This window comes from Jeotgalibacillus salarius, assembly GCF_004405125.1.
Classification (GTDB): Bacteria; Bacillota; Bacilli; order Bacillales; family Jeotgalibacillaceae; genus Jeotgalibacillus; species Jeotgalibacillus salarius.
The window spans coordinates 74,075-98,759 of record NZ_SORX01000001.1 but is presented as its reverse complement, the minus strand read 5'-3'; the positions used below and the strand labels follow the sequence as shown (position 1 = coordinate 98,759).

Annotated in this window: 22 protein-coding genes and 1 riboswitch; of the genes, 14 read left to right on the top strand and 8 right to left on the bottom strand. The window is 43.3% G+C overall.

Going from position 1 to position 24,685, the window contains the following annotated elements; genetic code table 11:
* Positions 1-2: 2 nt before the first annotated feature.
* Positions 3-404, bottom strand: a complete 402-nt coding sequence (locus E2626_RS00480) for a secondary thiamine-phosphate synthase enzyme YjbQ (RefSeq protein WP_134378526.1) — start codon at positions 402-404, stop codon at positions 3-5.
* 233 nt (positions 405-637) lie between these two features.
* On the opposite strand from E2626_RS00480, the gene ilvD reads away from it, so the two are divergent.
* Both ilvD and E2626_RS00470 read left to right on the top strand, forming a co-directional pair.
* A complete protein-coding gene (gene ilvD, locus E2626_RS00475) occupies positions 638-2,335 on the top strand; it encodes a dihydroxy-acid dehydratase (RefSeq protein WP_134378524.1) in 1,698 nt (565 codons plus the stop codon).
* A 511-nt stretch (positions 2,336-2,846) separates the two neighbouring features.
* Positions 2,847-3,548, top strand: a complete 702-nt coding sequence (locus tag E2626_RS00470) for a DsbA family oxidoreductase (RefSeq protein WP_134378522.1) — start codon at positions 2,847-2,849, stop codon at positions 3,546-3,548.
* Positions 3,549-3,909: 361 nt separating this feature from the next.
* On the opposite strand, the gene E2626_RS00465 is transcribed toward E2626_RS00470, so the two are convergent.
* The 5 genes from E2626_RS00465 to E2626_RS00445 all read right to left on the bottom strand — a co-directional run bounded on the left by E2626_RS00465 (position 3,910) and on the right by E2626_RS00445 (position 11,623).
* Positions 3,910-5,337 carry an alanine/glycine:cation symporter family protein gene (locus E2626_RS00465; protein ID WP_244094213.1) on the bottom strand — a complete coding sequence of 476 codons (1,428 nt, stop codon included), beginning with the start codon at positions 5,335-5,337 and terminating at the stop codon, positions 3,910-3,912.
* A 578-nt stretch (positions 5,338-5,915) separates the two neighbouring features.
* Positions 5,916-6,956 carry an SDR family oxidoreductase gene (locus E2626_RS00460; RefSeq protein ID WP_134378520.1) on the bottom strand — a complete coding sequence of 347 codons (1,041 nt, stop codon included), beginning with the start codon at positions 6,954-6,956 and terminating at the stop codon, positions 5,916-5,918.
* Positions 6,957-7,083: 127 nt separating this feature from the next.
* A complete protein-coding gene (locus E2626_RS00455) occupies positions 7,084-10,158 on the bottom strand; it encodes an efflux RND transporter permease subunit (RefSeq protein ID WP_134378518.1) in 3,075 nt (1,024 codons plus the stop codon).
* A gap of 376 nt (positions 10,159-10,534) precedes the next feature.
* Positions 10,535-11,287, bottom strand: coding sequence for an HAD family hydrolase (locus tag E2626_RS00450; protein WP_134378516.1), 753 nt, complete (start codon positions 11,285-11,287; stop codon positions 10,535-10,537).
* 18 nt (positions 11,288-11,305) lie between these two features.
* A complete protein-coding gene (locus tag E2626_RS00445) occupies positions 11,306-11,623 on the bottom strand; it encodes a thioredoxin family protein (protein WP_134378514.1) in 318 nt (105 codons plus the stop codon).
* Between the two features lie 173 nt (positions 11,624-11,796).
* Here E2626_RS00445 and E2626_RS00440 point away from each other — a divergent pair, with 173 nt between their 5' ends.
* Complete coding sequence (locus E2626_RS00440; RefSeq protein ID WP_134378512.1) at positions 11,797-12,618, top strand: ABC transporter ATP-binding protein; 822 nt, start codon at positions 11,797-11,799, stop codon at positions 12,616-12,618.
* Positions 12,619-12,790: 172 nt separating this feature from the next.
* The gene (locus tag E2626_RS00435) at positions 12,791-13,045 is read left to right on the top strand and encodes a DUF2573 family protein (protein WP_134378510.1); all 255 of its coding nucleotides are present in this window, start codon (positions 12,791-12,793) and stop codon (positions 13,043-13,045) included.
* 55 nt (positions 13,046-13,100) lie between these two features.
* Here the strand turns inward: E2626_RS00435 and E2626_RS00430 are convergent, their stop codons facing one another.
* Positions 13,101-13,394, bottom strand: a complete 294-nt coding sequence (locus tag E2626_RS00430) for a spore coat protein (protein WP_134378508.1) — start codon at positions 13,392-13,394, stop codon at positions 13,101-13,103.
* Positions 13,395-13,420: 26 nt separating this feature from the next.
* Entirely contained in the window at positions 13,421-13,636 is a 216-nt protein-coding gene (locus E2626_RS00425) for a hypothetical protein (RefSeq protein ID WP_134378506.1), read from the bottom strand.
* A gap of 180 nt (positions 13,637-13,816) precedes the next feature.
* Here E2626_RS00425 and E2626_RS00420 point away from each other — a divergent pair, with 180 nt between their 5' ends.
* The 10 genes from E2626_RS00420 (at position 13,817) to E2626_RS00375 (ending at position 24,418) form a co-directional block, all read left to right on the top strand.
* Positions 13,817-14,734: a proline dehydrogenase family protein gene (locus E2626_RS00420; RefSeq protein WP_134378504.1), complete on the top strand. Its 918-nt coding sequence runs from the start codon at positions 13,817-13,819 to the stop codon at positions 14,732-14,734.
* 570 nt (positions 14,735-15,304) lie between these two features.
* Positions 15,305-17,683, top strand: a complete 2,379-nt coding sequence (locus E2626_RS00415) for a 3-hydroxyacyl-CoA dehydrogenase/enoyl-CoA hydratase family protein (protein ID WP_134378502.1) — start codon at positions 15,305-15,307, stop codon at positions 17,681-17,683.
* Positions 17,684-17,942: 259 nt separating this feature from the next.
* The gene (locus E2626_RS00410) at positions 17,943-19,121 is read left to right on the top strand and encodes an acetyl-CoA C-acetyltransferase (protein WP_134378500.1); all 1,179 of its coding nucleotides are present in this window, start codon (positions 17,943-17,945) and stop codon (positions 19,119-19,121) included.
* Positions 19,122-19,329: 208 nt separating this feature from the next.
* The gene (locus tag E2626_RS00405) at positions 19,330-21,114 is read left to right on the top strand and encodes an acyl-CoA dehydrogenase family protein (RefSeq protein WP_134378498.1); all 1,785 of its coding nucleotides are present in this window, start codon (positions 19,330-19,332) and stop codon (positions 21,112-21,114) included.
* 319 nt (positions 21,115-21,433) lie between these two features.
* Positions 21,434-22,204 (top strand): SDR family NAD(P)-dependent oxidoreductase, encoded by a 771-nt coding sequence (locus E2626_RS00400; RefSeq protein ID WP_134378496.1) that lies wholly within the window; start codon positions 21,434-21,436, stop codon positions 22,202-22,204.
* Between the two features lie 22 nt (positions 22,205-22,226).
* Complete coding sequence (locus tag E2626_RS00395; protein ID WP_134378494.1) at positions 22,227-22,529, top strand: ArsR/SmtB family transcription factor; 303 nt, start codon at positions 22,227-22,229, stop codon at positions 22,527-22,529.
* Positions 22,530-22,544: 15 nt separating this feature from the next.
* Positions 22,545-22,904 (top strand): arsenate reductase family protein, encoded by a 360-nt coding sequence (locus E2626_RS00390; RefSeq protein WP_134378492.1) that lies wholly within the window; start codon positions 22,545-22,547, stop codon positions 22,902-22,904.
* Between the two features lie 84 nt (positions 22,905-22,988).
* Positions 22,989-23,372 (top strand): glycine cleavage system protein GcvH, encoded by a 384-nt coding sequence (gene gcvH, locus E2626_RS00385; protein ID WP_134378490.1) that lies wholly within the window; start codon positions 22,989-22,991, stop codon positions 23,370-23,372.
* Between the two features lie 360 nt (positions 23,373-23,732).
* A complete protein-coding gene (locus E2626_RS00380; RefSeq protein WP_134378488.1) occupies positions 23,733-24,089 on the top strand; it encodes a toprim domain-containing protein in 357 nt (118 codons plus the stop codon).
* Positions 24,089-24,418, top strand: a complete 330-nt coding sequence (locus tag E2626_RS00375) for a thioredoxin family protein (RefSeq protein WP_244094212.1) — start codon at positions 24,089-24,091, stop codon at positions 24,416-24,418. Before E2626_RS00380 ends, E2626_RS00375 begins: the two co-directional genes overlap by 1 nt.
* A 94-nt stretch (positions 24,419-24,512) precedes the next feature.
* A riboswitch (SAM riboswitch) is annotated at positions 24,513-24,616 on the top strand.
* Positions 24,617-24,685 lie beyond the last annotated feature (69 nt).

Sequence of the window (24,685 nt, the reverse complement as noted above, 5' to 3'; positions counted from 1 at the left end):
ATTCAGCCGCCAATGAGTGTAACGGTGTATTGACGTGAGCGGGGACCATCAAACTCACAAAAATAAATGCCCTGCCACGTGCCAAGCACCAACTTGCCGTTCTGAACAGGAATTGTCTGTGCATGACCGACTGTGCTCGTCTTTAAATGAGAAGCAGTGTTTCCTTCCATATGACGATCCTCCGGATGATTCCATGGATAAACCTCATCTAACCTTCTCAAAAAATCCGTTTTAACATCGGGGTCTGCGTTTTCGTTTACAGTAATCCCGGCAGTTGTGTGTTTGGACGATACAATTGCAATACCGTTTTTAAAAGACTGACTGCTAATCCACTGCTGAATGTCAGTCGTGACTTCAACCATTTCATCTCTGCTATGTGTTCTTACAGTATAAGTGTTAAACATTTATATCATCTCCTTCTTTCACAGTGTACCGCACGAAATTAGGGTTTTCTATCCCGCAACTCATATTTTGACAAATGTTCGTACATTTTTAAAATGAAAGCGTTTTAATTGATAGAAATGTTGATAAATTCAGAATACTTATTGCGGAACCTCACATCTGTATGTATGATGGTCTTTATACAAAAGTTTCGCTGCAACGGTGTAAAGCGGAAAATCATCAGGAGGGTTACACGATGGATAAAACGAAAAAAGATCTGAGAATCAGAAGTAAAGTGATCAGTGAAGGTGTCAACAGAGTTCCAAACAGGTCAATGCTTCGTGCAGTCGGTTTTACAGATGAAGACTTCAAAAAACCAATGATTGGCGTAGCAAGTACATGGAGTGAAGTGACGCCGTGTAACGTACATATTGATAAGCTTGCCCAGCGTGCGAAAAGCGGTGCAAAAGCTGGTGGCGGCGCGCCAATGATTTTCAACACAATTACAGTATCTGACGGCATTGCGATGGGGCATGAAGGTATGTTTTACTCACTGCCAAGCCGCGAAGTGATCGCGGATTCGATTGAAACAGTAACAAATGCAGAGCGCCTTGATGGTATTGTTGCAATCGGAGGCTGTGATAAAACAACCCCAGCCTGTGTTATGGCGATTGCACGAATGAATATTCCTTCTGTCTATGTTTACGGGGGTACAATTCAGCCTGGAAAACTCGACGGTAAAGACATCGACATCGTTTCTTCATTTGAAGCGGTAGGTCAGTACCAGGAAGGGCTGATTGATGAAGAGCAGCTGTATAAAGTGGAGTGCAGTGCATGTCCGGGGGCTGGAGCGTGCGGTGGTATGTATACAGCGAACACAATGGCATCAGCGGTTGAAGCACTTGGGATGAGTATTCCGGGATCTTCTTCAACACCTGCTATCAATGATTACAAAGAGCAGGAATGTGAACAGGCCGGAGAGCTTGTCGTCAAGCTGCTTGAGCAGGATATTTACCCGCGTGACATCATGACAAAAGAAGCGTTTGAAAACGCGATTACAGTTGTCATGGCTCTTGGAGGATCAACTAACGCATTTCTCCACCTCCTGGCAATGGCGCACACAGCTGAAGTGGACCTGACGATGGACGATTTCGAACGTGTACGTCAAAACGTACCGCATATTGCTGATCTGAAGCCAAGCGGTAAATATGTGATGCAGGATCTTTATGAAGCGGGCGGTGTACCTGCCGTGATGAAGCTGCTTTTAGAAGAAGGATTGCTTCACGGCGATTGCATTACAGTAACCGGTAAAACAATCGCGGAAAACCTTGCAGAAGTTCCTTCATTAAAAGAAGGTCAGCAGGTGATCAAACCAATCAGCGAGCCGCTTAAGAAGACTGGACCTCTTGTTGTGTTAAAAGGGAACCTAGCTCCTGAAGGCGCAGTTGCTAAAATGAGCGGACAGAAAATCAGCCGTTTCGAAGGACCTGCAAAAGTGTATGACAGCGAAGCGGAATGTACTAAAGCAATTGAAGGTAATCAAATTAAAGAAGGCGACGTTGTTGTCATCCGTAATGTTGGGCCAAAGGGTGGACCAGGAATGCCTGAAATGCTCTCCATTACCGCAATGATCGTTGGCCGCGGCCTAAATGGTAAAGTAGCACTCATGACAGACGGACGCTTCTCAGGAGGGTCACACGGCTTTGTAATCGGACACATCGCACCGGAAGCCGCAGTCGGCGGACCAATCGGCCTCCTGCAAAATGGAGACATTGTTGCAATCGACAGCGACACACAGGAAATCAACCTGCAAATTTCAGAAGAAGAATTCGAAAAACGTGCACGCGAATGGAAAAAGCCCGTACCGAAATTCACACGCGGCATCCTTGCGAAATACGCAAATAACGTATCCTCATCATCTAAAGGTGCAGTAACTGATTTATTTGAAGAATAAACTCTTTTTTAAAACCGTTCAGATAAATTCTGAGCGGTTTTTTCTCTTAATTAATGACTCTGTTAAAGGTGGCTGTTGATTTCCGCTGCAGGGGGGAACGCTTTCCACAGGGCGTGCGGTGAGCCTCCTCGCGCTTATCCTGCTGGAGTCGTCCCCCCTTCCGCTACAATCACCATCTGTGCTAAAACATCATTGGACTTTAACATAGCTTATTTAATAAAAACTAAATTTAACTGGTGAATTACTATTATAAACTTATTCTTGATTAAACCTTTCTTTTGGAAAAGCTCAGGTTGGCTGTAGTGGAAGGCGGGGACTCCGAGACGACTAGCCTGTCAGCTGAGACCCCGCAGGCTTGCCGAGGAGGCTTAGTGCAGGCCGTCCGGAAAGCCTCCGCCTGGAACGGAAGTCAACCGGCTCCTACTTCCAATGCAAACAGCAGGCAGATCTTTCGATTATAAAAAATAAACATTGTAAGATAAGACTATGAACAATCAGGAGGGATTCACCAATGAAAATTGAAGTTTGGTCAGATTACGTTTGCCCATTTTGCTATATCGGAAAAAGAAAGCTTGAACACGCTTTGAACTCGTTTGAACACAAAGATCAGGTCGAAGTCGTCTATCGCAGCTTCCAGCTCGATCCTGATGCGCCAATGAACGCAACTGAAGATACTGTTACTGCGCTTGCGAAGAAGTACAGCATGTCTTACGATCAGGCAGTAGAGATGACAAACAACGTCGTGGCACAGGCGAAAGAAGTCGGCCTGGATTATGACTTTTCAAAAATGAAGCGCACAAATACGCAGGATGCACACAGGCTTACTCATTTTGCTGCTGAACACGGGAAAGATCAGGAAGTGACTGAAAAGCTGTTAAGTGCTTACTTCCTTGAGTCTAAACATATTGGTGATCACGACCAGCTGGTTGCGATTGCAGAAGACGCAGGACTTGATGGATTGAAGGCGCGTGAAGTCCTGACTTCGGATCAGTATACAGCTGAAATGAATGCCGATATCCAAAAGGCTTCACAAATCGGTGTATCCGGCGTACCGTTTTTTGTATTAGAAAATAAATATGCGATCTCAGGTGCACAGCCTGATGAAGTATTTACACAGGCACTTGAAAAAGTATGGGCAGAAACCAATCAGTCACCGTTAGTAAATGTCGGTGGACAGGGCAATGCCTGCACAGACGATTCATGTAAGAGTTAACAATATAAAAGCTTCTGAAAATGGTGCTTGAAATAGACCGGTTCATTTCCGTTTCAGGCGGAGGCTTTCCGGACGGCCTGCACTGAGCCTCCTCGGCAAGCCTGCGGGGTCTCAGCTGACAGGCTAATCGTCCCGGAGTCCCCGCCTTCCACTGCAATGAACCTGAGTGATCTATACAATATAATGTAACGAAAAGGAAGATGATGCTCAGCAAGTTTGAGAGCATCATCTTCCTTTATTTTGTTTGTGTAGAAAAATTCTACATTTTAAGTGTCTTCACATTTATGACTAGTGTTTCACTATGGGTGTTAAGCTTTCATTGAGCAGAAAAAACGCCTGCAACATGGCAGGCGTCCAACTCTTAAGATACTTTCTCATCTGCATCTTTTTCGATCGTCTCGCGTACTTCATCCCAGCACTCTGTATTTTCAATACCAAGAGACTTAGGTTTGAAGATTGGATCCAGCCCCTGCAGGCGCTGAGCTTCATAATCTTTTAATACTTTAATCGCAATACCGCTTAACAACACGATACCGATGATATTAATCAATGTCATTAAGGCCATAAATACATCTGCCATACTCCAGACCATACCAAGACTTGCATATGAACCGAACATGACCAGACCCATTGTCAGTACACGATAAACATTGAGTGCTGTTTTGTTCTTTCTGATAAACTCAATGTTTGTTTCACCATAGTAGTAGCTTCCGATAATTGAGCTGAATGCAAACATGAAGATTGCTGCCGCGATAAAGATTCCTGCCCAGTCACCAACCTGTGCGCTTAGTGAACTTTGAAGCAATTCAATTCCTTCAAGCCCGCTTGCCTGATAATCAGTGTTGACAAGAATGATGAACGCAGTCGCTGAACATACGATTAACGTATCTACATACACACCTAAAGTCTGAATGAACCCCTGTTTTGCAGGGTGGCTGACATTGGCTGTCGCAGCTGCGTTAGGTGCACTACCCATACCAGCTTCGTTGGAAAATAGTCCGCGTCTGACACCTTGCATAATCGCTGCACCAATACCGCCGCCCAGCGCCTGTTCAAATCCGAATGCGCTATTGATAATTGTCATAAATACAGCAGGAATCTGTGTGAAGTTCATGGCAATCACGACCAGCGCAATCGAAATATATAATACTGCCATAATCGGCACGATCACACTTGAAAAACTGGCAATACGGTGAACGCCTCCAAAGATGATTAAGCCTGTTAATACAGTTACAATCCCGCCGACAATCAGACGGTCAATGCCGAACGCACTTTCAAATGCTAATGAAATTGTATTACTTTGAACAGAGTTGAAAATTAATCCGAATGTGATGGCAATTAAAACAGCAAACACAATACCAAGCCATCTTTTATTTAAGCCTTTTTCAATATAGTAAGCTGGGCCACCACGGTAAGCATTACCGTCTCTGACTTTATATACTTGTGCCAGCGTGCTCTCGATAAAGCTCGTCGCACCTCCGAGAAGTGCCACGATCCACATCCAAAACACTGCCCCCGGTCCACCAATTACAATCGCTACTGCCACACCGGCAAGATTTCCGGTCCCGATTCTTGTTGCAGCACCTATTGAAAATGATTTAAATGAACTGATACTTTTCATCCCATCTGGTACAACTGTCTTGTCTCCGAGTACTTTAACCATTTCTTTTAAATATCTGAACTGTACAAAACGTGTTGCCACTGTGAAATAAACACCAGCTCCGAGCAGTACTGCAATTAAAACGTAAGTCCATAAAATGTTGTTAACCGAATCAATAATCCCCTGCATGACCGTCACCTCATCATTTAATAATGTTCTGAATATTGTATAATATATATAAATATTCATCTCATGTAAATAGGAGATAATAGGAAGAGATGTTGATGTGACAAGGTTATGTGAGGTGCATTTGGTATAAATATCAAATGAATATACATTTTATGAATATTCATTTCCAGTAAAAAAGAGTAAAAACCCTTTGCTTTAGTAAATATATGCGTCACAGTGATAAAGTGATTTCCATTAGAGAATCGAAATAAAAAATCAGCTACTATCACATACAGTTTAAAAAAATGTTACTAAATACTCATTCATTTCTTTTTCAAGATTTAAAGAAGGCTGAGACAAAACAATCTCTTATGTTGATTTAAACAATTTTTTTTGAAATCTAAGTGTAGCGGAGCGTAAGGCGGTGACTCCAGCGCGATAAGACGGACAGGTGAGACCCCGCAGACGCGAAGCGGTGAGGAGGTCAAATGGGGCCACAAAACGGCCCGCGCGCGGAAAGCGTCCGCCTGAAGCGCAGCGAAACGAGTAACAAGATGAGACAGCTTTTGTTCCATCCCCTTTAAGAGAGAATTTAGAGATTAATGTTGTTTAAAATACGTTTCAATCAGCATCTGATACTGCTGATCTGTTAACTCAAAAGGATCATGGCCCGCTTTTTCAAGCAAAGCTTTGGTATGATCATCTTTAAAAATTACAGTGCGTGATAAGTAAGAGTGAAAAACGCGCATAGGCGCATTAATGACTGCGTCCTCTTTAGAAAGTTCTACTGCATTTGCGGTGACGGCCAAATTCTCAACTCCGCTTTGTTCTTTAATCCACTCCATGACAGTTGCATTTTTTGGCGCATGGTTATTTGAAATATGATAAATTTTATTTGCTTCAGCATAATGTGCAGCAGCTGTCAGCACGTCTACTACATAATTGACTGGCACGACATTGTTAGAAGCTTCAGGGTCACAAAGAAGTTTGATCATTTTATTCTGGTCGACCCGTCCACGTGCAACAAGCTTCTTCAGTAATGCCACAGCCTTCAGCAGACCATATAGCGCAAATGTCGTATCAGCTTCACCGGTAGTTGTATCTCCTACAATGATCGACGGTCTGAAGATACTTACCTTTAATTGATCTCGCTTGTCCCACACGAGGTGCTCAGCGTGATTCTTACTTTCTTCGTAATCATTTACAAATGGTCTGTCTGAGGAGTGAATGTCTTCATAAGACAAATCGTCCAATCCGGATGTATAAGCTGTACTCACATGATAGAAAGCAGGAATCTGAAGTTTCTCCGCTAATTCAAGTGCGTGTTTCGTACCATCTACATTTACATCAAACGTTTTTTTTCGGTCATTCGGATCAAATGATAAGTAGGCAGCGGTGTGATATAGAATGTCAATATTTCCGGTAAGCGAGTCCGTATAATGAATCCCAAAATCGGTACGTGTAATATCGCCTGATACAGGATGAATTCTTGCAGCCTGGTCAGGTGTGGTGTTATTTATAAATTGATCAATCTTGTGCTGATTGCGTACTACCGGATAGAGGATGTGTCCTTCATCTAAAAGTGAAAGCATCAGTTTAGATCCTACGAAGCCCGTGGCTCCTGTAATCATAATTTTCATCGTGATCTCCTTTAGAAAAGCATTAGGTTATTATTATAGCAAAAGAGCGGCCCGGTTTTAAAATCCGGGACCGGTCCGGCATTAAACAATAAAAAAGAGCTGCCCCAAAAGGACAGCTCCAGATTGCTTAATATTGACCGCTTTTCTTAAGCTCTTTTCCTTTACGTCTGAAACGCAGGAATACGAGGTAAAGCATTGGTACAATAACCAGCGTCAGTAATGTTGAGAATGCGATACCTGCAATAATCGTAACTGCAAGTGGTGTGAATAGTGCATCTCCACTCACTGCAACAGGGATCAGGGCAACGATTGACGTGACTGCTGTTAATGTGATTGGACGAATTCTCACGCGTCCTGCTTCAATTACAGCATCCCGTACCATCATGCCGTTTGCAATGCCCTGTTCGATAAAGTCAATCAGGACAACAGAGTTTCTTACAACAATACCGGTTAGTGATACCATTCCCATCACAGCAAGGAAGCTGATTGGTGTTTGTGTAACGAATAAACCGAGTATTGCGCCTGCAATTGCCAGATATACAGCTGTCAGCACAAGGAAAGGCAGTGACAGTGAATTAAACTGGAATGCAATCAGCAGGTAAACAAGGAAGATCACGATCGTGAACAGCAGGATGATTTCAGAGAAGAAGTCATTCTGTGCTTCGTTTTCTCCCCCAATTGTCAGAGAATAATCGTCATTTAAAGAAGAACGGACTTCTTCGACAATATCAGTTGTTTTTGCTTCAAGATCCTCCACTTCGCCAGGGAAGGCACGGATTGTAATCGCACGTTCACCTTCTTCGTGCTGGATCCGCTGCAGCTGTGACGTTTCTTCAGCCGATACGAGTTCAGACATTGCGATTAATTGAGGAGGGCCTTCAGATTGTTGGACCGGCACCTCAATGTCATCAAGCGGAATGTCCTGACCTTCTTCAACCGGGTCAACGAGCAGCTTCATATCACGCTGCGTGACGCCATCATCAAATGAAGCCATTGGAATTCCTTCAGTCACAAGACGGATCTGCTGACTGATATTCTGAATGCTAATATCATTTTCTTCGAGTGCATCCCGATTAGGAACATATGAAATAACAGGTTCTTCTTCTCCAATATTATCAAGCACCAGGTCTACACCCAAATCTTCAATCTGAGTCATTACATCATCACGAATTGATACAAGTTCTTCAAGTTCAGGTCCTTTTACTGTAACAGTAACCGGTGCACCTGAAGGAGGACCCTGTTCAATCGTATTCATAAATATAATCGCATCAGGGTACTGACTTCTTAATTCATCAGTCCAGTCATCAATTAACCCTTTTGCCGTCTGATTTTCACGGTCAACACGGGCCACAATCTGACCTGTATAATCACCCGTTGTATCCAGGGAACTGTTGAACAGATTAGGAAGTCCTGTGCCGGCAAATACAGACGTTTCATAAACACCTTCATCCTGTCCGAGCACGTCTGCCATTTCAAGCAGTGTACTTTCCGTTTCCTCAAGAGGCGTTCCGATTGGAAGAGTAACATCAACCGTTACTTCTTCACGATCAGCGGCAGGGAAGAATTCAAATGGTGTAAACGCGATCAGTCCGAAGAGCATTGTGGTGACAAGCAACCCTAACGCACCAGTTAACAACGGTTTTTTTGCTGTTCTTTTCAAAATCTTATCTGCATAAAAATCAGCAAGCAGGTTCAGCGGCTTACCTAGCAGTCCAGGTGAATCAGATACTTTTTTCGATGTGTTTCTGTAAAAACTGTAACGAAGCATCGGTACAAGCAGCAATGCAACGATCGTTGAAGCGATAATTGTTGTAATCAGTACTGTTGGCAAAGCTCTGATAAAGGCCCCGTTTCCACCTGATAAAAATACGAGCGGAAGGAAGGTGAAGACAATCGCTAATGAAGAAGTGACAATTGAAACCCAGACTTCTTTCACGCCGGTTATGACACCGGGAAGTGCTTTATCACCAAGCTTGAATCTGCGCTGTATATTATCGTTGACGACGATCGAGTCATCAACCAGAATCCCGAGTGCAATAATCACGCCAATTACAGAAATCTGATTTAAATCAACACTTGCAGCAGGTAAGGGGATAATTCCCATTAACACTGACATCGGTACCGCAATGGCTACTACAATTGCCCCACCGGCAGTCAGACCGAGTGAACTCGTGACGATAACAGCTAATACGGCAATCGCAAGCGAGAAGAACAGTCCCTGGAAAATTTCATTGACCAGATTTGCCTGTGAATAGTACGGTTCAAACGTAATGGATTCCGGCAGAAGTTCTTTAAGTTCAGCAACTTTTTCTTCTGCTGCTTCACTAACTGAAGGAATATCCTCACCAGTTTCTAAGTATGTTGTAACTGAAACAGCCGGCTGACCTTCAAATGTGATCAGATCTTCCGTTTCTTTAGGTTGTATATCGACAGTTCCTACATCAGAAAGCAGTACAGCTTCTCCCTGAGGACTCTGCCCAATGACTACCTGTTCCATTTCTTCAACAGAAGAATATGATTCAATTGATAATTGATAGATTGTTTCGTCCGCTTCCTGTTTGCCTAGTGGAACCGGGTTGAACTCTTCCTCAATCGCTGTCAGTACCTGAGGGAAGGCGAGTCCGTTTTCCCCAAGGTCTTCACTGTTTAAAGTAAGGATAATTTCTTCTTCCTGAACACCTTTTACAGTGACACCTGAAATACCGGGAATCGAAGACAATTCTTCTTCCCATGTATCCATCACAGTTCGGAGTCCTTCAAAATCTTCACGGTTTTCTGCAGTCAGCATGTAAGATGTGACCGGGAAATTTGCAGCCGCTTCGCTGACAGTAGGGTCAACTACTTCTTCTGGAAAAGCAGACCCTGCATCAGAAACTTCCTGTCTGATAGCAGACAATGTTTCCTGTTTGTCAGCACCATCAGTCAAGGTCACAATAATTTGAGAAAAACCGGCAGCAGATGAAGATGAAATACTATCAATTCCATCTAAGCCATCAAGGTTTCTTTCAATCGGATTTGTGACAGTCCGCTCTACGGTTTCAGGTGTAGCACCCGGGTACGGTGTAGAGATTGTGGAGATGTTAATCGACGTTTCCGGTATTTCACGCTGTGGCAGCTGAAGAAACGTCAGAATGCCGATAATGAGAAATAACACAAATAAAATCATAAATATTTTCGATCGTTTCAGCACCCATTCAAACATGGTTGCACCTCCAATTGTTCTGTTAATAGACTTACTTTTTCACATTACCGACAGATGTGTCAAGAATGAAGGTGCTGGGATGTGCAAAAGGGATGTGACGAGAGGGGATAGAAGGTTGTTTGGATGAGGTGTCTATGGTGACAGTGTTATGTTGCCCGGTGATGGTACGATACACCCGGGTTGAAGGTAGTGTTATCCCGAGCGACGGTCGTAACCGCCCAAACGACGGTAGTATCCCCAGAATCGACTGCACTATTCAGCCCCAAAGACGGTCGTATCCCCAGAATCGTTTATAATATCCTGCCCATAGGCATAAAAAGCACGCAAAAAAACCGGAAAATGTCCATCAGCACATTTTCCGGATTATGAATAAGGATTATGATTCCCATTTAATTAAAATATCCGCGACACCTGTCAGGGTGAAGTCGGCGAGCTTAGAAAGGTCATGCCTGAGTTCAGGGTTTTGGTTTACTGCAATGCTTTTACACCCTGCTGCTTTTGCCATCATGCAATCAACTATACTGTCTCCAACCATTAAAACTTCTTCAGGTGGAACGGTAAAGTCCCGGCAGATTTTTTCAAGCATATCGGGGGACGGTTTCCCATGAGAGACGCTTTCAGGTGTGACGATAAAATCAGCGTCATGAAAGCCGAGCAGTTTCATACATGCATTGGTTCGCTGCTTGTTATCAGAAGTAGCGATTCCAACGACATAACCGGCACGCTTTAACTCCTGCAGGAGACTTACTGCTCCGGGAGTTGGAATAAATGCTTCTTCAATATTTAAAGAATGATTACTTTCAGCAAGCAGTTTTTCTGCCAGTGCGAGAGATTCGATCCATGGTTTACCTGTATGCCGGTACAACAGAGCAGCAATGACCGTTTTTTCCTCGGATTCACTGGCAACTGCCAGCAGTCCACTGTGGTCTACGCCATCTTCTGTAACGCCCATGATCCGATCCCATTCTTCACCGTGGTGAAGTCCTGTGATAGATACAAAACGCTTTTTTCTTTCTTTATTTAAAGCTGTCCAAAAAGGTTCTGCCTGAAACAGTGTGCCATCCTTGTCAAAAGCGACGACTGAAGCTGAGACAGGGAGTTCACCGACCTGAATGGTTCTGGCTGTCATGGCTGACCTCTCCTCTGATTACTTTTGCGCTTCTAAAAATTCCTTAACCTGTTCGGGGCTTTTTGCATTTGCAGAATGAAGATGTGCTTTCTTTTCACCATTCTTAAAAATGAGAAGACTTGGTATACCCATTACTTCCTGCTCGTCTGCAACCTCAGGCAGTTCATCACGATTCAGTTCATACCAGCTATATTGCTGATATGTATCCATAATGTCATCAATGAACATATCCATTCTGCGGCAATCAGGGCACCAGTCTGCTGTGAACTTTACAATCACCGGTTCACTTTTGTTGATTGTTTCTTTAAATTGATCATTGTTTTTGATACCTTGCATTTGTCATCCCTCCATAAAGGAATCATAAGAGTTTTCAATTTAAAACGCAAAAAATAAATTCGGAATTATTGATAATGATTCTCAGAATCATTGACTGATATAAGAAAAGAGTCTAGAATTAAAGAAGAAAAGTTGCTGAAGCCTGCGAAGGAAACTAAAGGAGATCGAATTTGATGCTAAAGACTCAGTCGTTAACATTAGGATACGGAGATTCCATTATAATAGAAGAGCTTGATTTAACCGTTCCAAAAGGAGAGATTTCTGTTCTGATTGGTGGAAACGGATGTGGGAAGTCAACCCTGTTGCGTTCAATGGCCCGTCTGCTTAAACCTCAGGATGGTGATGTGTTACTGAATGGAAAAGAAATCAACCGCTATTCTTCGCGTAAAGTAGCACAGGAAATGGCGATTTTACCTCAATCACCAGTTGCACCTGAAGGACTCACTGTTTTGCAGCTAGTGAAGCAGGGCAGATATCCTTACCAGGGCTTTTTACAGCAGTGGTCTAAAAGAGATGAAGAAGCTGTAGAAAGTGCGCTTGAAGCAACAGGAATGAAAGAATTACAGGATCGGTTTGTAGATGAACTGTCAGGCGGTCAGCGCCAGCGTGCCTGGATTGCTATGACACTCGCACAGGATACTGAACTGATTTTACTGGATGAACCAACGACTTATCTGGATATGACCCACCAGATTGAAATACTTGACTTACTATTTGAATTAAATGAACGTGAAAACCGGACCATCGTCATGGTGCTGCACGATTTAAATCTGGCATGCAGATATGCACATAACCTGATTGCCGTAAAAGACCGTAAAGTGTACAAACAGGGCAAACCTGAAGAAGTAATCAGTTGTGATATGGTAAGGCACGTATTTGAAATGAACTGTCAGGTCACTACAGACCCGCTTTTCGGAACACCTTTGTGTATTCCGCATGGCAGAGGACGGTGTATTGTTCAGGAAACAAAAAAAGCGGCAGATGCAGTTTCATAAATGGAAAACCGTCTATCGCAGGCGGTTTTTATTTTTATCGGGTAATCGAACTTTGAATAAATTTGAGCATAACTCATGATTGAAGCGAAAATCATCAGCAATTCTATCATTTTACAAAGATTCTGACGAATTAAGGTTAATTATACACAAACAGGGAAGGGATGTAAGTACAATGATGAATGAAAAAATGGATGCAATGGTTGAAAAATACGCAGAACTGCTGACAGGTGATACATCTGACCAGTCAATCGAAGAAATCAAAATGTACGTACTATATAATCACATTGCTAAAACAATGCCTGCTCTTGCCAGACACTGGAACAGCCTATATCCGGAAGGTAAAGAGGAAATGAAGAGAATTGTCAGGGATATTCAGAAGAAAAATAAAGCGGTTCGAGCAGAAAAGAAAGAGAATGAAGAAGATTAAGGCATAAAAAATCCGAAAAGTGTGACTCACACTTTTCGGTTATTCTATTCATCCGTTAATGCACTGGAAGCTGACTTTTATCTGCCTGCGCCTGACTCGAAGCCGCCTGGATATTCACAGGCGTTTCCTGTGCCGGATTGTACCAGTTTTGTTGTGCCATAAATGAATAGAGCGTATGCTGCTGTCGTCCGGTTTCATTCAGTAATGATTGCAGAAACTGAAAAAGCTGATTCGTACTGGCTTCATTTGAAGCGACACTATAGCTGACAGCCAGATGTTTTTCCAGTATAAGAAGATCTGTTGCCCAGTCTTTTTCAGACATTGTGGCATGTTGTTGAATATCCTGCATTTAAATTCCTCCTGATTCGGTATAAATTATTGAATCTGATCCTGGGGCTGTCCTGAAAGAAAAGCCGCTGTTCGTTCATAGTGATTTTTGTGCATTGTACAGCATGCTTCCAGAGATGACTTCAGTTGAGGATTTGTACACTGCGAAGCAGCAAAATGTGCTTTTTTTGAAGCCAGCAGATTCCATTCGAGAACGTCTTTCAGGTACAAAAGATCTTTTGTTGAAATTTGATGTTGAGTCATTTTATCGCCTCCTTTTTCGTCCTGTTTACTATGTGCAGGAAATGGAAGGATTATGCGTCGATTTTTGTATTCAAATGAAACTTGGCATGATAAGATTATGCTAGTCCGCTAAAGGATTTCTTATTTTAGAAAAATAGAAAGCGGTTACAAAACAATTTTTGATTCAGGGGGTTTGACATCATGGAACGAGTGATGCGTGATTTCTTTTTATTTTTATCTTCTAATAAACCGATGACGAAGGCAGCAAAGCAGTATGGACTAAAGTTTGGTGCCAGCAGATTCGTAGCGGGAGAGACGGTTGAACAGGCAGTTAAGACCATTAAAGAATTAAATGAAGAAGGTCTTTGTGTAACCCTCGATTGTCTTGGAGAATTTGTGGACAATGAGCAGGAAGCAGCAGAAACTGCTGAACTATGTATCGAAGCTGTTCGTGCAATCGGACTCAATCACCTTGATTCAGAGCTTTCACTCAAATTAACTTCATTAGGATTGGATCTTTCAGAAGAGATCGTCCTTGAAAATATGAGAAGAATCCTTGACGTTGCAACTGAACAAAATGTTTTTGTTACGATAGATATGGAGGATTACGAAAGCTGCGGTAAAATACTCTCCGTATTCACTCAGCTTAAATCCGAATATGACAATATTGGAACGGTGATCCAGGCTTACCTTTACCGCACAGAAGAAGACATGAAAATGCTGAACGCGTATTCTCCGAATCTTCGTCTTGTTAAAGGGGCGTACAAAGAGTCACCAGAAGTTGCATTTCCCGAGAAGAGAGATGTTGACGAAAATTTCAAACATATCATTAAAATGCATCTGTTAAATGGAAATTACACAGCGATTGCAACGCACGATGATGCGATTATCGACTATACGCTGAAGCTTGTAGAAGAACACAGCATTCCAAAAGAACAATTTGAATTCCAAATGCTTTATGGTATTCGTGAAGATCGTCAAAAAGAGCTTCATGCGCAAGGATATAAGATGCGTGTGTATACACCATTCGGCACAGACTGGTACGGATATTTTATGCGCCGCCTGGCCGAGCGCCCGCAGAATGTGGCTTTTGTGGCGAAAGGGATCATTAATAAGTAACTTATGTGACTGTCCAACCGGGCAGTCTTTTAAATTTAGCGGGAGAAAGTGACATTTAAAGAGGGGATTGCTACATCGTGGACGGGGATAGCGACTAGTTCCCGGGTGTATCGCTACAAGTCAACGCAGGATTGCTACCTCCCGGCTGGAAACTGCTACAACTGGCGCGGGATGTCCTGCATTCACTTGATGCACCTGGGAAGCATGCTTTTAAGTTTCTTAAAGGTGTCGGGTGTTGTGCAGGATATCGAGTGAATAGGATAACAGAGCGGGGGAATTGCTGCAACTTCGGGTCGGATTACAACTAGTTCCCGTGTGTATCGCTACAACCCGGATGCGGAATGCTACCTCCCTTACAGAAACAACTACAATCAGGCTTACGCACCCCAAATAGGTCATGCTGAAAAATTTTCCACTTTTCAATGAAAGCGCTTCTAATTTTCTATTGCTTTATTCTGAAAACTTTATTAAAATAGAAATGTAGAGAATTTTCTTATATTTTTTTGCCGTAAAATGAATGAGTATTCATTCAAAAAATGCGGATTCAGTTTAAAGGGGGATCTTTAACAGATGAGACACATTAAAAAAGCAGCAGTAATCGGCTCTGGTGTAATGGGATCAGGCATTGCTGCCCACCTTGCAAATATCGGTATTCCATCGCTTCTATTGGATATCGTGCCAAAAGAGTTAACAGAAGCAGAACAGGCGAAAGGGCTGACGATTGAAAGCCCGCAGGTAAGAAACCGTCTGAGTCAGGGAGCACTTCAGAAATTATTTAAACAAAAACCAGCACCATTATCATCTAAATCAAATGCTGCATTAATCACAGCAGGCAACCTGGAAGATCACATGGACCAGCTTGCAGAAGCAGACTGGATTATTGAAGTAGTTGTTGAAAACTTAGACGTTAAAAAAATCGTATTTGAAAAAGTGGATCAATACAGAAAGCCTGGCAGTATCGTCAGCTCGAATACATCAGGTATTTCAATAGAAGCAATGGTTGAAGGCAGGTCTGAGGATTTCCAAAAACACTTCCTTGGTACACATTTCTTCAATCCACCGCGTTATCTGAAGCTGCTGGAAGTGATTCCTGCGCAGTCTACAGATCCGGAAGTGGTTCAGTTCATGAAAACATTCGGTGAAGACACACTTGGTAAAGGCGTGGTGTTCGCGAAAGACACCCCTAACTTTATTGCAAACAGAATCGGAACATACGGACTGCTTGTTACAGTGAAGGAAATGCTGAAAGGCGGCTACAGTGTCGGTGAAGTTGACTCTGTTACAGGCCCGTTGATCGGCCGTCCGAAAAGCGCGACATTCAGAACGTTAGATGTTGTTGGACTCGATACTTTCATCCACGTTGCGAAGAACGTATATGACAAGGTCGACAGTCAGGAAAAAGAAGTTTTTGAAGTTCCTGACTTTATGTTGAAAATGAGAGACAATGGCTGGCTTGGAAGTAAATCAGGTCAGGGTTTCTTCAAGAAGGAAGGCAAAGAAATCCTTCAGTTAAATCCTGAAACGCTTGAGTATGAAGCGCGAGGAAAGTTAAAAGCAGCTTCAGTTGAAATGGCGAAGCAGGAAAAAGGCTATTCAAACAAAATGAAAACGCTCGTCAATGGAAAAGACCGTGCGTCATCATTACTTTGGTCAATTCTCTCGCCAGTGCTTGTGTATTCAGCAGAACTTCATGGAGAAATTGCTGATGACATTACAGGTATTGATCAGGCGATGAAATGGGGATTCGGCTGGGATAAAGGTCCATTTGAAACGTGGGATGCAATCGGCGTAGCTAAATCTGTTGAGCGAATGAAGGCAGAAGGACTGAACGTTCCTCAGTGGGTTGAGAAAATGATTGCAGACGGTCATGACTCTTTCTATAAGGAAGAAAACGGAGATCTTTTCTTCTATCACAATGGTGATTACAAAGCAGTTGAAGAAAACGAAAAAGTAATCAACTTAAAGCGCCTGAAGAAAAAGAACGGCGTCATTAAGAAAAATTCAGGTGCGAGCCTGATCGATCTTGGAGATGGCGTAGCACTTCTTGAATTCACTTCACCTAATAATGCAATTGGGATGGATATCACTCAAATGATCAATTTTGCAGTGGATGAAGTGTCCAAGAACTACAAAGGGCTTGTCATCGGGAACCAGGGTAAAAATTTCTGTGTCGGTGCAAACCTTGCGATGATTCTGATGGAAGCACAGGATGACAATGTATTTGAAATCGACATGGTCGTCAAACACTTCCAGCAGGCAATGTTGAAGCTGAAGTACAGTTCATTCCCGGTGGTTGCAGCACCGTTTGGTATGACGCTTGGCGGCGGAACAGAAGTTTGTCTGCCGGCTGATCACATACAGGCCTCAGCTGAAACGTACATGGGACTTGTAGAAGTTGGCGTTGGGCTGATCCCGGGCGGTGGCGGAAACAAGGAGCTTTATCTGAACTACTACAACAGCTTGCCAAAAGGCGTAGACTTCGACCTTCAGAAAGTAGCCAACAAAGTGTTTGAAATGATCGCCATGGCAAAAGTGTCAACATCTGCTGCTGAAGCAAGAGACTATAACTTCCTTAGTCAGTCAGACGGAATCAGCGTGAACGGTGATCACCTGATCTATGATGCGAAACAGGCAGTACTTCACCTGGCTGAAAACTACAGCCAGCCTGTAAAAAGGAAGGTGCCTGTCGTAGGTGAGCCGGGATATGCAACACTGCTGCTCGGAGCTCAGTCCATGTATCAGTCAGGCTTTATTTCTGAACATGACTTGAAAATCGCAAAGAAACTGGCATACGTTATAGCAGGCGGAAAAGTACCTTATGGAACAGAAGTGGATGAAGAGTATCTGCTTCAGCTTGAAAGAGAAGCATTCCTAAGCCTGATCGAACAGCCAAAATCACAACAGCGCATGCAGCACATGCTCGTAAAAGGCAAGCCGCTGCGTAACTAAGAGTATTTAAATAACTGTTGTTAATTTTCATAGAATCTGAATTGTTAACAATTCACAACAGAGATTTTCATCTAAAGAGTTTAATGACCATCCAGTCGAACGGAGCGCAGGGCGGTGACTCCGACGGGATATGACGGATAGGTGAGACCCCGCAAGGCTTTAGCCTGAGGAGGCTCACCGCCGTCCCCGCGGAAAGCATCCGCCCGGAGCGCAGTTTGACGGTGTATGCAGATAAAACCAGCATTTAAGGGGGAGCACTATGCGTGAAGCAGTAATTGTTGCTGGAGCAAGAACTCCAGTCGGTAAAGCAAAAAAAGGTTCACTGGCTCATATGCGTCCAGATGATTTAGGCGCTATCGCTGTCAGAGAAACATTAAAACGTGCAGGAAACTATGATGGTGAAATTGATGATCTGATCTTCGGCTGTGCAATGCCTGAAGCAGAACAGGGAATGAATATGGCGCGTAACATCGGAGCGCTTGCAGGTTTATCATACACAGTACCTGCTATCACAATTAATCGTTACTGTTCATCAGGTCTTCAGTCAATTGCATACGGTGCAGAACGGATCATGCTTGGTCAGGCTGACACAATCATTGCCGGTGGAGCTGAATCAATGAGTCTTGTGCCTATGATGGGTCACACTGTTCGTCCGAATTCAAAAATCGCAGAAGAAATGCCTGAATATTATATGAGCATGGGCCATACAGCTGAAGAAGTTGCAAAAAAATATGGCATCACGCGTGAGGATCAGGATGCTTTCGCTGTACGAAGCCACCAAAAAGCGGCTAAAGCAGTTGAAGGCGGCGTGTATGATGAAGAAATCGTACCGGTCGAAGTGACTCGCCGTACAGTAGGAAAAGATCACAAGATTAAAGAAGAAACGTTCACATTTGCAAGAGATGAAGGAGTCCGTGCTAATTCATCTGTTGAATCACTCAGCAAGCTTCGTCCGGCGTTCTCAATGACAGGTTCGGTAACGGCAGGAAATGCTTCTCAAACAAGTGACGGAGCAGCTGCAGTCATGGTAATGGACCGCGAAAAAGCTGAATCACTTGGTCTTAAGCCAATCGCTAAATTCCGTTCATTCGCAGTAGGCGGCGTACCACCGGAAATTATGGGTGTAGGTCCTGTTGAAGCGATTCCAAAAGCGCTAAAACTTGCTGGTCTTTCATTATCTGATATTGATCTCTTTGAACTGAATGAAGCCTTTGCTTCACAGTCAATTCAGGTCATCAGACAGCTTGGTCTGAATGAGGATATTGTAAACGTAAACGGCGGTGCGATCGCACTTGGTCACCCGCTTGGCTGTACAGGAACGAAGCTGACGCTATCACTTCTACACGAACTGAAGCGCAGAAATCAGCAATTCGGTGTTGTCACAATGTGTATCGGCGGCGGTATGGGTGCAGCAGGCGTCTTTGAAATGATTAATTAATTTAGTCTTTTAGAATAAACGAAAAGTTTATAAGTTACATTCAGCTGTGACTGTAGCGGAAGGCGGTGACTCCAACGCGATAAGCGTGTCAGCTGAGACCCCACAGGCGCTTGCGCCGAGGAGGCTCAGCGCACGCCGCGTGGAAAGCGTCCGCCTGAAGCGAAAGGAGCAGCGTTAATAAAGCACAAAAACAAAGGAGGAATTTTTCATGTCAAACGAAACAAAAGCATTGGTTAAAGGCGGCAGTTTTCTAATTGAGGATGTAGAAGCTTCAAGCGTATTTACACCTGAGGACTACACAGACGAGCAGAAAATGATTGCAAAAACAACTGAGGACTATGTGATCAATGAAGTGGTTCCTGAAGTTGAGCACATTGAAAATCACGAGTTTGACCGTTCTGTAAAGCTTTTGAAAAAAGCAGGTGACTTAGGTCTTCTTGGCGCAGACGTTCCTGAAGAGTACGGCGGTCTTGGACTTGATAAAATCAGTTCAGCACTGATCGCAGAAAAAATGTCACGTGCGGGCGGCTTCTCAATCACTCACGGTGCGCACGTAGGGATTGGTTCTCTGCCTATCGTTCTATTCGGTAACGAAGATCAGAAGCAAAAGTATCTTCCTTTGCTTGCGACGGGAGAAAAAATTGCTGCCTATGCATTAACTGAACCAGGTTCAGGTTCTGATGCACTTGGAGCTAAAACGACTGCTAAATTAAATGCAGCAGGCACTCACTATGTACTTAATGGTGAAAAGCAGTGGATTACAAATGCAGGTTTCGCAGATGTATTTGTTGTCTATGCAAAAATCGACGGCGAGCACTTCTCTACATTTATTATAGATCGTGATTTCCCAGGCGTTTCTGTAGGTGCTGAAGAGAAGAAAATGGGAATTAAAAGTTCATCAACACGTACGTTGATTCTTAGTGATGCGGAAGTGCCGGTTGAAAACCTTCTTGGTGAAGCAGGCAAAGGTCACGTCATTGCCTTTAACATCCTCAACATTGGCCGTTATAAGCTTGGAGTAGGTACTGTTGGAGCGTCTAAACGTGCGCTTGAGCTTGCAGTGAAGTATACAAATGAGCGTAAACAGTTCAATACACCAATCTCAAGCTTTAACCTGACTAAAGAAAAGCTATCAACAATGGGCGCGAAGCTATATGCAACTGAAAGCTCGGTGTACCGTACAGTAGGTTTGTTCGAAGACCGTATGAGCCAGCTGTCTGATGAGGAAATTAAAGACGGTAAAGAAGTAGCAAAATCAATCGCTGAATATGCAATCGAGTGTTCTCTGAACAAAGTATTCGGTACTGAATCACTTGATTATATTGCCGACGAAGCAGTTCAGCTGCACGGCGGTTACGGCTTTATGCAGGAATATGAAGTAGAGCGCATTTACCGCGACTCACGTATCAACCGTATCTTTGAAGGAACAAACGAAATCAACCGCTTGTTAGTGCCTGGTACTTACCTGCGTAAAGCAATGAAAGGCGAACTGCCATTGCTTCAAAAAGCACAGGCGCTTCAGGAAGAACTGATGACAATGATGCCTGAAGAAATCAGCGATGAGCCGTTAAAGCAGGAAGAATATCTTGTGAAAAATGCGAAGAAGATTGGTCTTCTGGCTGCTGGTCTAGCTGCTCAGAAATACGGCAAAGCGCTTGAAGCAGAACAGGAAATCCTTGTAAACATTGCAGATATCGTTTCTCTGGCGTATGCAATGGAATCTTCACTTCTACGTACGCAAAAAGCTGTTGAAAAATCAGGTCTTGAAAAGAACCAGCAGAAAGTTCTTTATACGCAGATCTTCTGTCAGGAAGCTTTCAACGAGATTGAACAGCATGCAAAAGAAACATTGATCGCAGCTGAAAGTGGAGATTCACTTCGCATGATGCTGTCAGCACTTCGTAAGTTCACTCGTTTCACACCGGTGAACCTGATTCCGAAGAAGCGTGAAGCAGCAGCTAAGCTGATCGATGCTGAAAAGTTTGTCGTTTAATTAATAAAATATAAATCGACTTAAAGAGCCTGAAACGATTATGTTTCAGGCTCTTTAATCGTTCCGCTGCGCTTCAGGGGACGCTTTCCGGACGGTTGTTGCTGAGCCTCCTCGACGCAAGCGTCTGCGGGGTCTCAGCTTCCAACTAATCGTCCCGGAGTCGCCCCCTTCCGCTACGCTGCACTTAGATTTGTCATCTGTGCTATGTAACTAAGTCCCTGTCTATTAATCAATAGAGCACTCTCAATTGACTTCCAATGAATAAATCTTTACGATATGTTTAAACTTTTAAACATATAGACATAAGGAGAGTGGTTATATGAATGTTTTAATTACTGGCGCTTCAGGAGGAATAGGAAAAGAGTTTGCGAAGTTATTTGCTGAAAATGGGCATAATCTAATTCTTACGGCGAGAAGTGAAGATAAGCTGCAGGCACTGGCTGCAGAACTTGCAGATAAATATACTGTTCAAGTGCAAGTCTTTAAAAGTGATTTGTCGCAGTCAGGTGCTGCTCAAAAATTGTATGACGATGTAAAAGCACAAGGTCTGACAGTGGACACATTGATTAACAATGCAGGTGTAGGCTTGTTCGGTGAGTTTCACAATACAGATTTGCAGAAAGAGCAGGAAATGATTCAGTTAAATATCACTTCTCTGACAGAGCTGACCAAATTATTTGGAAAAGAGATGGTCAGTGCAGGACAAGGGAGGATACTCAACGTTGCTTCAACAGCTGCATTCTTCCCGGGACCGCTGATGGCTGTTTATTACGCATCTAAAGCGTATGTGAAATCTCTGACGGAAGCATTGGATAATGAATGGGCAGACCTTGGCATTCAGGTTTCCGGTCTTTATCCGGGGCCAACAAGTACTGGCTTTAAAGATCAGGCTGAATTAAATGATTCAAAACTATTTAAAGGCGGGACTATGAAGGCACAGGCTGTCGCAAAAATTGCTTATATTGAATTTATGAATGGGAAAAAACAAATTATCCCTGGTGGCATGAATAAGCTTCAGTCCCGTGCCAGCAGATTGATTTCAAGATCTGCTGCCGCCGGAATTGTTAGAAAAACACAGGAAAGAGAATAATTTTTAAAAAGAGGTGACAACGATGGGGGAACAGGCAGAAAAAGCATTTCGGGATTGTATTCCGTTATTTCAGGCATTAAGTGATTCTTATCGTCAGGATATTGTATTGATGCTTTCAGATAAAGATTCAATGACAGTGAATGAATTAACGGATCGACTTCCACTATCCCGTCCTGCAGTTTCTCACCATTTGAAAATTTTGCGTGAACAGGGTATTTTAAAAATGGAACAGCACGGAACGCAGCGCAATTATTCACTGTCACTTGAAGGAGCGCTTGAAACATTAAAGCACCTAATCATTACAGTGGAAGACCGCTGTTATTAAAAGGAGGAAATGAAGATGGCAATCACTTTTTACACATATCCAAAATGTGGCACGTGCCGTAAAGCAAAGAAATGGCTGGATGAGCATGAGGTGTCTTATAACGAGATTCATTTAATTGATTCTCCACCTTCTAAAGATGAGTTGGCAGAGCTACATAATAAGAGCGGCCTGGAGTTAAAGAAGTTTTTCAATACAAGCGGTGTGAAGTATCGTGAGCTGGGTTTAAAAGACAAGCTTGCGGACATGACTGACGATGAAAAGCTTGAATTACTGGCATCAGACGGCAAGTTGATTAAACGTCCGCTTACGACTGATGGAAAAAAGGTAACAGTTGGTTTTAAAGAACCTGAATTTGAAGAAAAATGGCAGGTATAAATCATAAACATTTCTTGTTTTCGGGCACCTGTTATGCCAATATGAAGTAGTATAGAAATCAATTCGTATGCGGAGGGAAATGACATGAGTTCACCAAAAGAATTGCGTTATTCAGAAGAACACGAGTGGGTAAAAGTTGAAGACGGAAAAGCACGTATCGGCATCACAGCGTTTGCACAATCAGAGCTTGGCGATATCGTTTTCGTTGAATTGCCGGAAGTAGGCGACGAACTTCAGTCGGACGAGCCGTTTGGCAGTGTAGAATCTGTGAAAACAGTATCAGAGCTTTACGCACCAGTCAGCGGAAAGGTCATCGAAGTCAATGAAGACCTTGAAGACAGCCCGGAGTATGTCAACGAATCACCTTACGAAAAAGCATGGATGGTCGTTGTTGAGCTTTCAGACGAGTCAGAACTTGACGAACTGATGGATGCAGAAGCTTACGACAAAATGACAGACGAAGACTGATTAATGTGCCGTTCACCTTTTGTGGTGGGCGGTTTTTTAATGCTTTTCCACAAAATAGAAGATTGTTTGTCACACCTAATAATTTGTAAAAGAAAATATATTACTTGCACAGCTGATGATTGGAGCGGAAGGGGGCGACTCCAGCGGGAGAAGACGGACAGGTGAGACCCCGCAGGCGCACAGCGATGAGGAGGCTCACCGCCGTCCCCCTGAAGCGGAAATCTTCAGCCACCGTAACAAAGTAACCTGATCTTCTCCATCTCATTTACTTGCATTTCTCCACAGTACAGGCGACAATTAAATCAGCAGCATACCATGTTAGAAAGCCGTGCGATCCTTAAGGTGAGGGTGTGATGGGAAATGGAGTGCAGGAAAGTCATTATTGTTGAAGGGAAATCTGATAAACGCAAAGTTCAGCCGATCATCAGAGAGCCAGTGGACATCATTTGTACAAACGGCACAATTAGCCTGACGAAGATGGATGAGCTGATTGATGAATTGTATGAAAAGGATGTATATGTTCTTGTAGATGCAGATGATGCGGGAGAAAAGCTGCGCAAACAGTTTAAAAGAGAAATGCCTGAAGCTGACCATCTGTATATTGACAGAGCGTATAAAGAGGTCGCAACAGCCCCTGAACAGCATCTCGCCGTTATTTTGGCGGGAGCAAATATTGATATTAACACTGAGTTTTTGGAAAGAAGGATGAATCTTTAATGATACAGGAATGGTCAATCGAGGAATTGGACGAGAGACTGAAAAATCAACAGCAGTCAGCGATGTATCTTTACACACCGATGTGTGGAACGTGCAAACTTGCAGGCAGGATGCTTGAAGTAACAGCTGCTGCCATCAGAGATACTGACATTGGTAAAGCGGATCTTAATTTTGTGGAGCCACTGGCAGAGCGCTACCAGATTGAAAGCGTACCTTGTCTGTTGCTTTTTAAAGACGGTCAGATGGTCCGGAAAATATATAAATTCGAGTCGGTTCCAACGATATTCGAAGCATTTGAACAGCTGTCAAATCAGCCTGTTCAAAAGTAAATGTGCAATATTGAAAAAAATTCGTTGACATTAAATTTAAGGTCATGATACGATTTGTCTCGTACTCTTAAAGAACTTAACTTAATATGCGAAACTCTTATCAAGAGCGGCGGAGGGAAGTGCCCGATGAAGCCCGGCAACCGACAGTCTAACTGGAAAGGTGCCAAGTCACACAGGTGTAAACCTGGAAGATGAGAGAAAGACGTTTTTCATTTTGGACGCCTTTCTGCTCATCACGCAGAAGGGCGTTTTTATATGCAGATGAAA

What these genes read in the sequence shown, in the direction of transcription:
- E2626_RS00480 (WP_134378526.1), bottom strand. Translation starts at nt 404, where the DNA reads ATGTTTAACACTTATACTGTAAGAACACATAGCAGAGATGAAATGGTT.
- ilvD (WP_134378524.1), top strand. Translation starts at nt 638, where the DNA reads ATGGATAAAACGAAAAAAGATCTGAGAATCAGAAGTAAAGTGATCAGT.
- E2626_RS00470 (WP_134378522.1), top strand. Translation starts at nt 2,847, where the DNA reads ATGAAAATTGAAGTTTGGTCAGATTACGTTTGCCCATTTTGCTATATC.
- E2626_RS00465 (WP_244094213.1), bottom strand. Translation starts at nt 5,337, where the DNA reads ATGCAGGGGATTATTGATTCGGTTAACAACATTTTATGGACTTACGTT.
- E2626_RS00460 (WP_134378520.1), bottom strand. Translation starts at nt 6,956, where the DNA reads ATGAAAATTATGATTACAGGAGCCACGGGCTTCGTAGGATCTAAACTG.
- E2626_RS00455 (WP_134378518.1), bottom strand. Translation starts at nt 10,158, where the DNA reads ATGTTTGAATGGGTGCTGAAACGATCGAAAATATTTATGATTTTATTT.
- E2626_RS00450 (WP_134378516.1), bottom strand. Translation starts at nt 11,287, where the DNA reads ATGACAGCCAGAACCATTCAGGTCGGTGAACTCCCTGTCTCAGCTTCA.
- E2626_RS00445 (WP_134378514.1), bottom strand. Translation starts at nt 11,623, where the DNA reads ATGCAAGGTATCAAAAACAATGATCAATTTAAAGAAACAATCAACAAA.
- E2626_RS00440 (WP_134378512.1), top strand. Translation starts at nt 11,797, where the DNA reads ATGCTAAAGACTCAGTCGTTAACATTAGGATACGGAGATTCCATTATA.
- E2626_RS00435 (WP_134378510.1), top strand. Translation starts at nt 12,791, where the DNA reads ATGATGAATGAAAAAATGGATGCAATGGTTGAAAAATACGCAGAACTG.
- E2626_RS00430 (WP_134378508.1), bottom strand. Translation starts at nt 13,394, where the DNA reads ATGCAGGATATTCAACAACATGCCACAATGTCTGAAAAAGACTGGGCA.
- E2626_RS00425 (WP_134378506.1), bottom strand. Translation starts at nt 13,636, where the DNA reads ATGACTCAACATCAAATTTCAACAAAAGATCTTTTGTACCTGAAAGAC.
- E2626_RS00420 (WP_134378504.1), top strand. Translation starts at nt 13,817, where the DNA reads ATGGAACGAGTGATGCGTGATTTCTTTTTATTTTTATCTTCTAATAAA.
- E2626_RS00415 (WP_134378502.1), top strand. Translation starts at nt 15,305, where the DNA reads ATGAGACACATTAAAAAAGCAGCAGTAATCGGCTCTGGTGTAATGGGA.
- E2626_RS00410 (WP_134378500.1), top strand. Translation starts at nt 17,943, where the DNA reads ATGCGTGAAGCAGTAATTGTTGCTGGAGCAAGAACTCCAGTCGGTAAA.
- E2626_RS00405 (WP_134378498.1), top strand. Translation starts at nt 19,330, where the DNA reads ATGTCAAACGAAACAAAAGCATTGGTTAAAGGCGGCAGTTTTCTAATT.
- E2626_RS00400 (WP_134378496.1), top strand. Translation starts at nt 21,434, where the DNA reads ATGAATGTTTTAATTACTGGCGCTTCAGGAGGAATAGGAAAAGAGTTT.
- E2626_RS00395 (WP_134378494.1), top strand. Translation starts at nt 22,227, where the DNA reads ATGGGGGAACAGGCAGAAAAAGCATTTCGGGATTGTATTCCGTTATTT.
- E2626_RS00390 (WP_134378492.1), top strand. Translation starts at nt 22,545, where the DNA reads ATGGCAATCACTTTTTACACATATCCAAAATGTGGCACGTGCCGTAAA.
- gcvH (WP_134378490.1), top strand. Translation starts at nt 22,989, where the DNA reads ATGAGTTCACCAAAAGAATTGCGTTATTCAGAAGAACACGAGTGGGTA.
- E2626_RS00380 (WP_134378488.1), top strand. Translation starts at nt 23,733, where the DNA reads ATGGAGTGCAGGAAAGTCATTATTGTTGAAGGGAAATCTGATAAACGC.
- E2626_RS00375 (WP_244094212.1), top strand. Translation starts at nt 24,089, where the DNA reads ATGATACAGGAATGGTCAATCGAGGAATTGGACGAGAGACTGAAAAAT.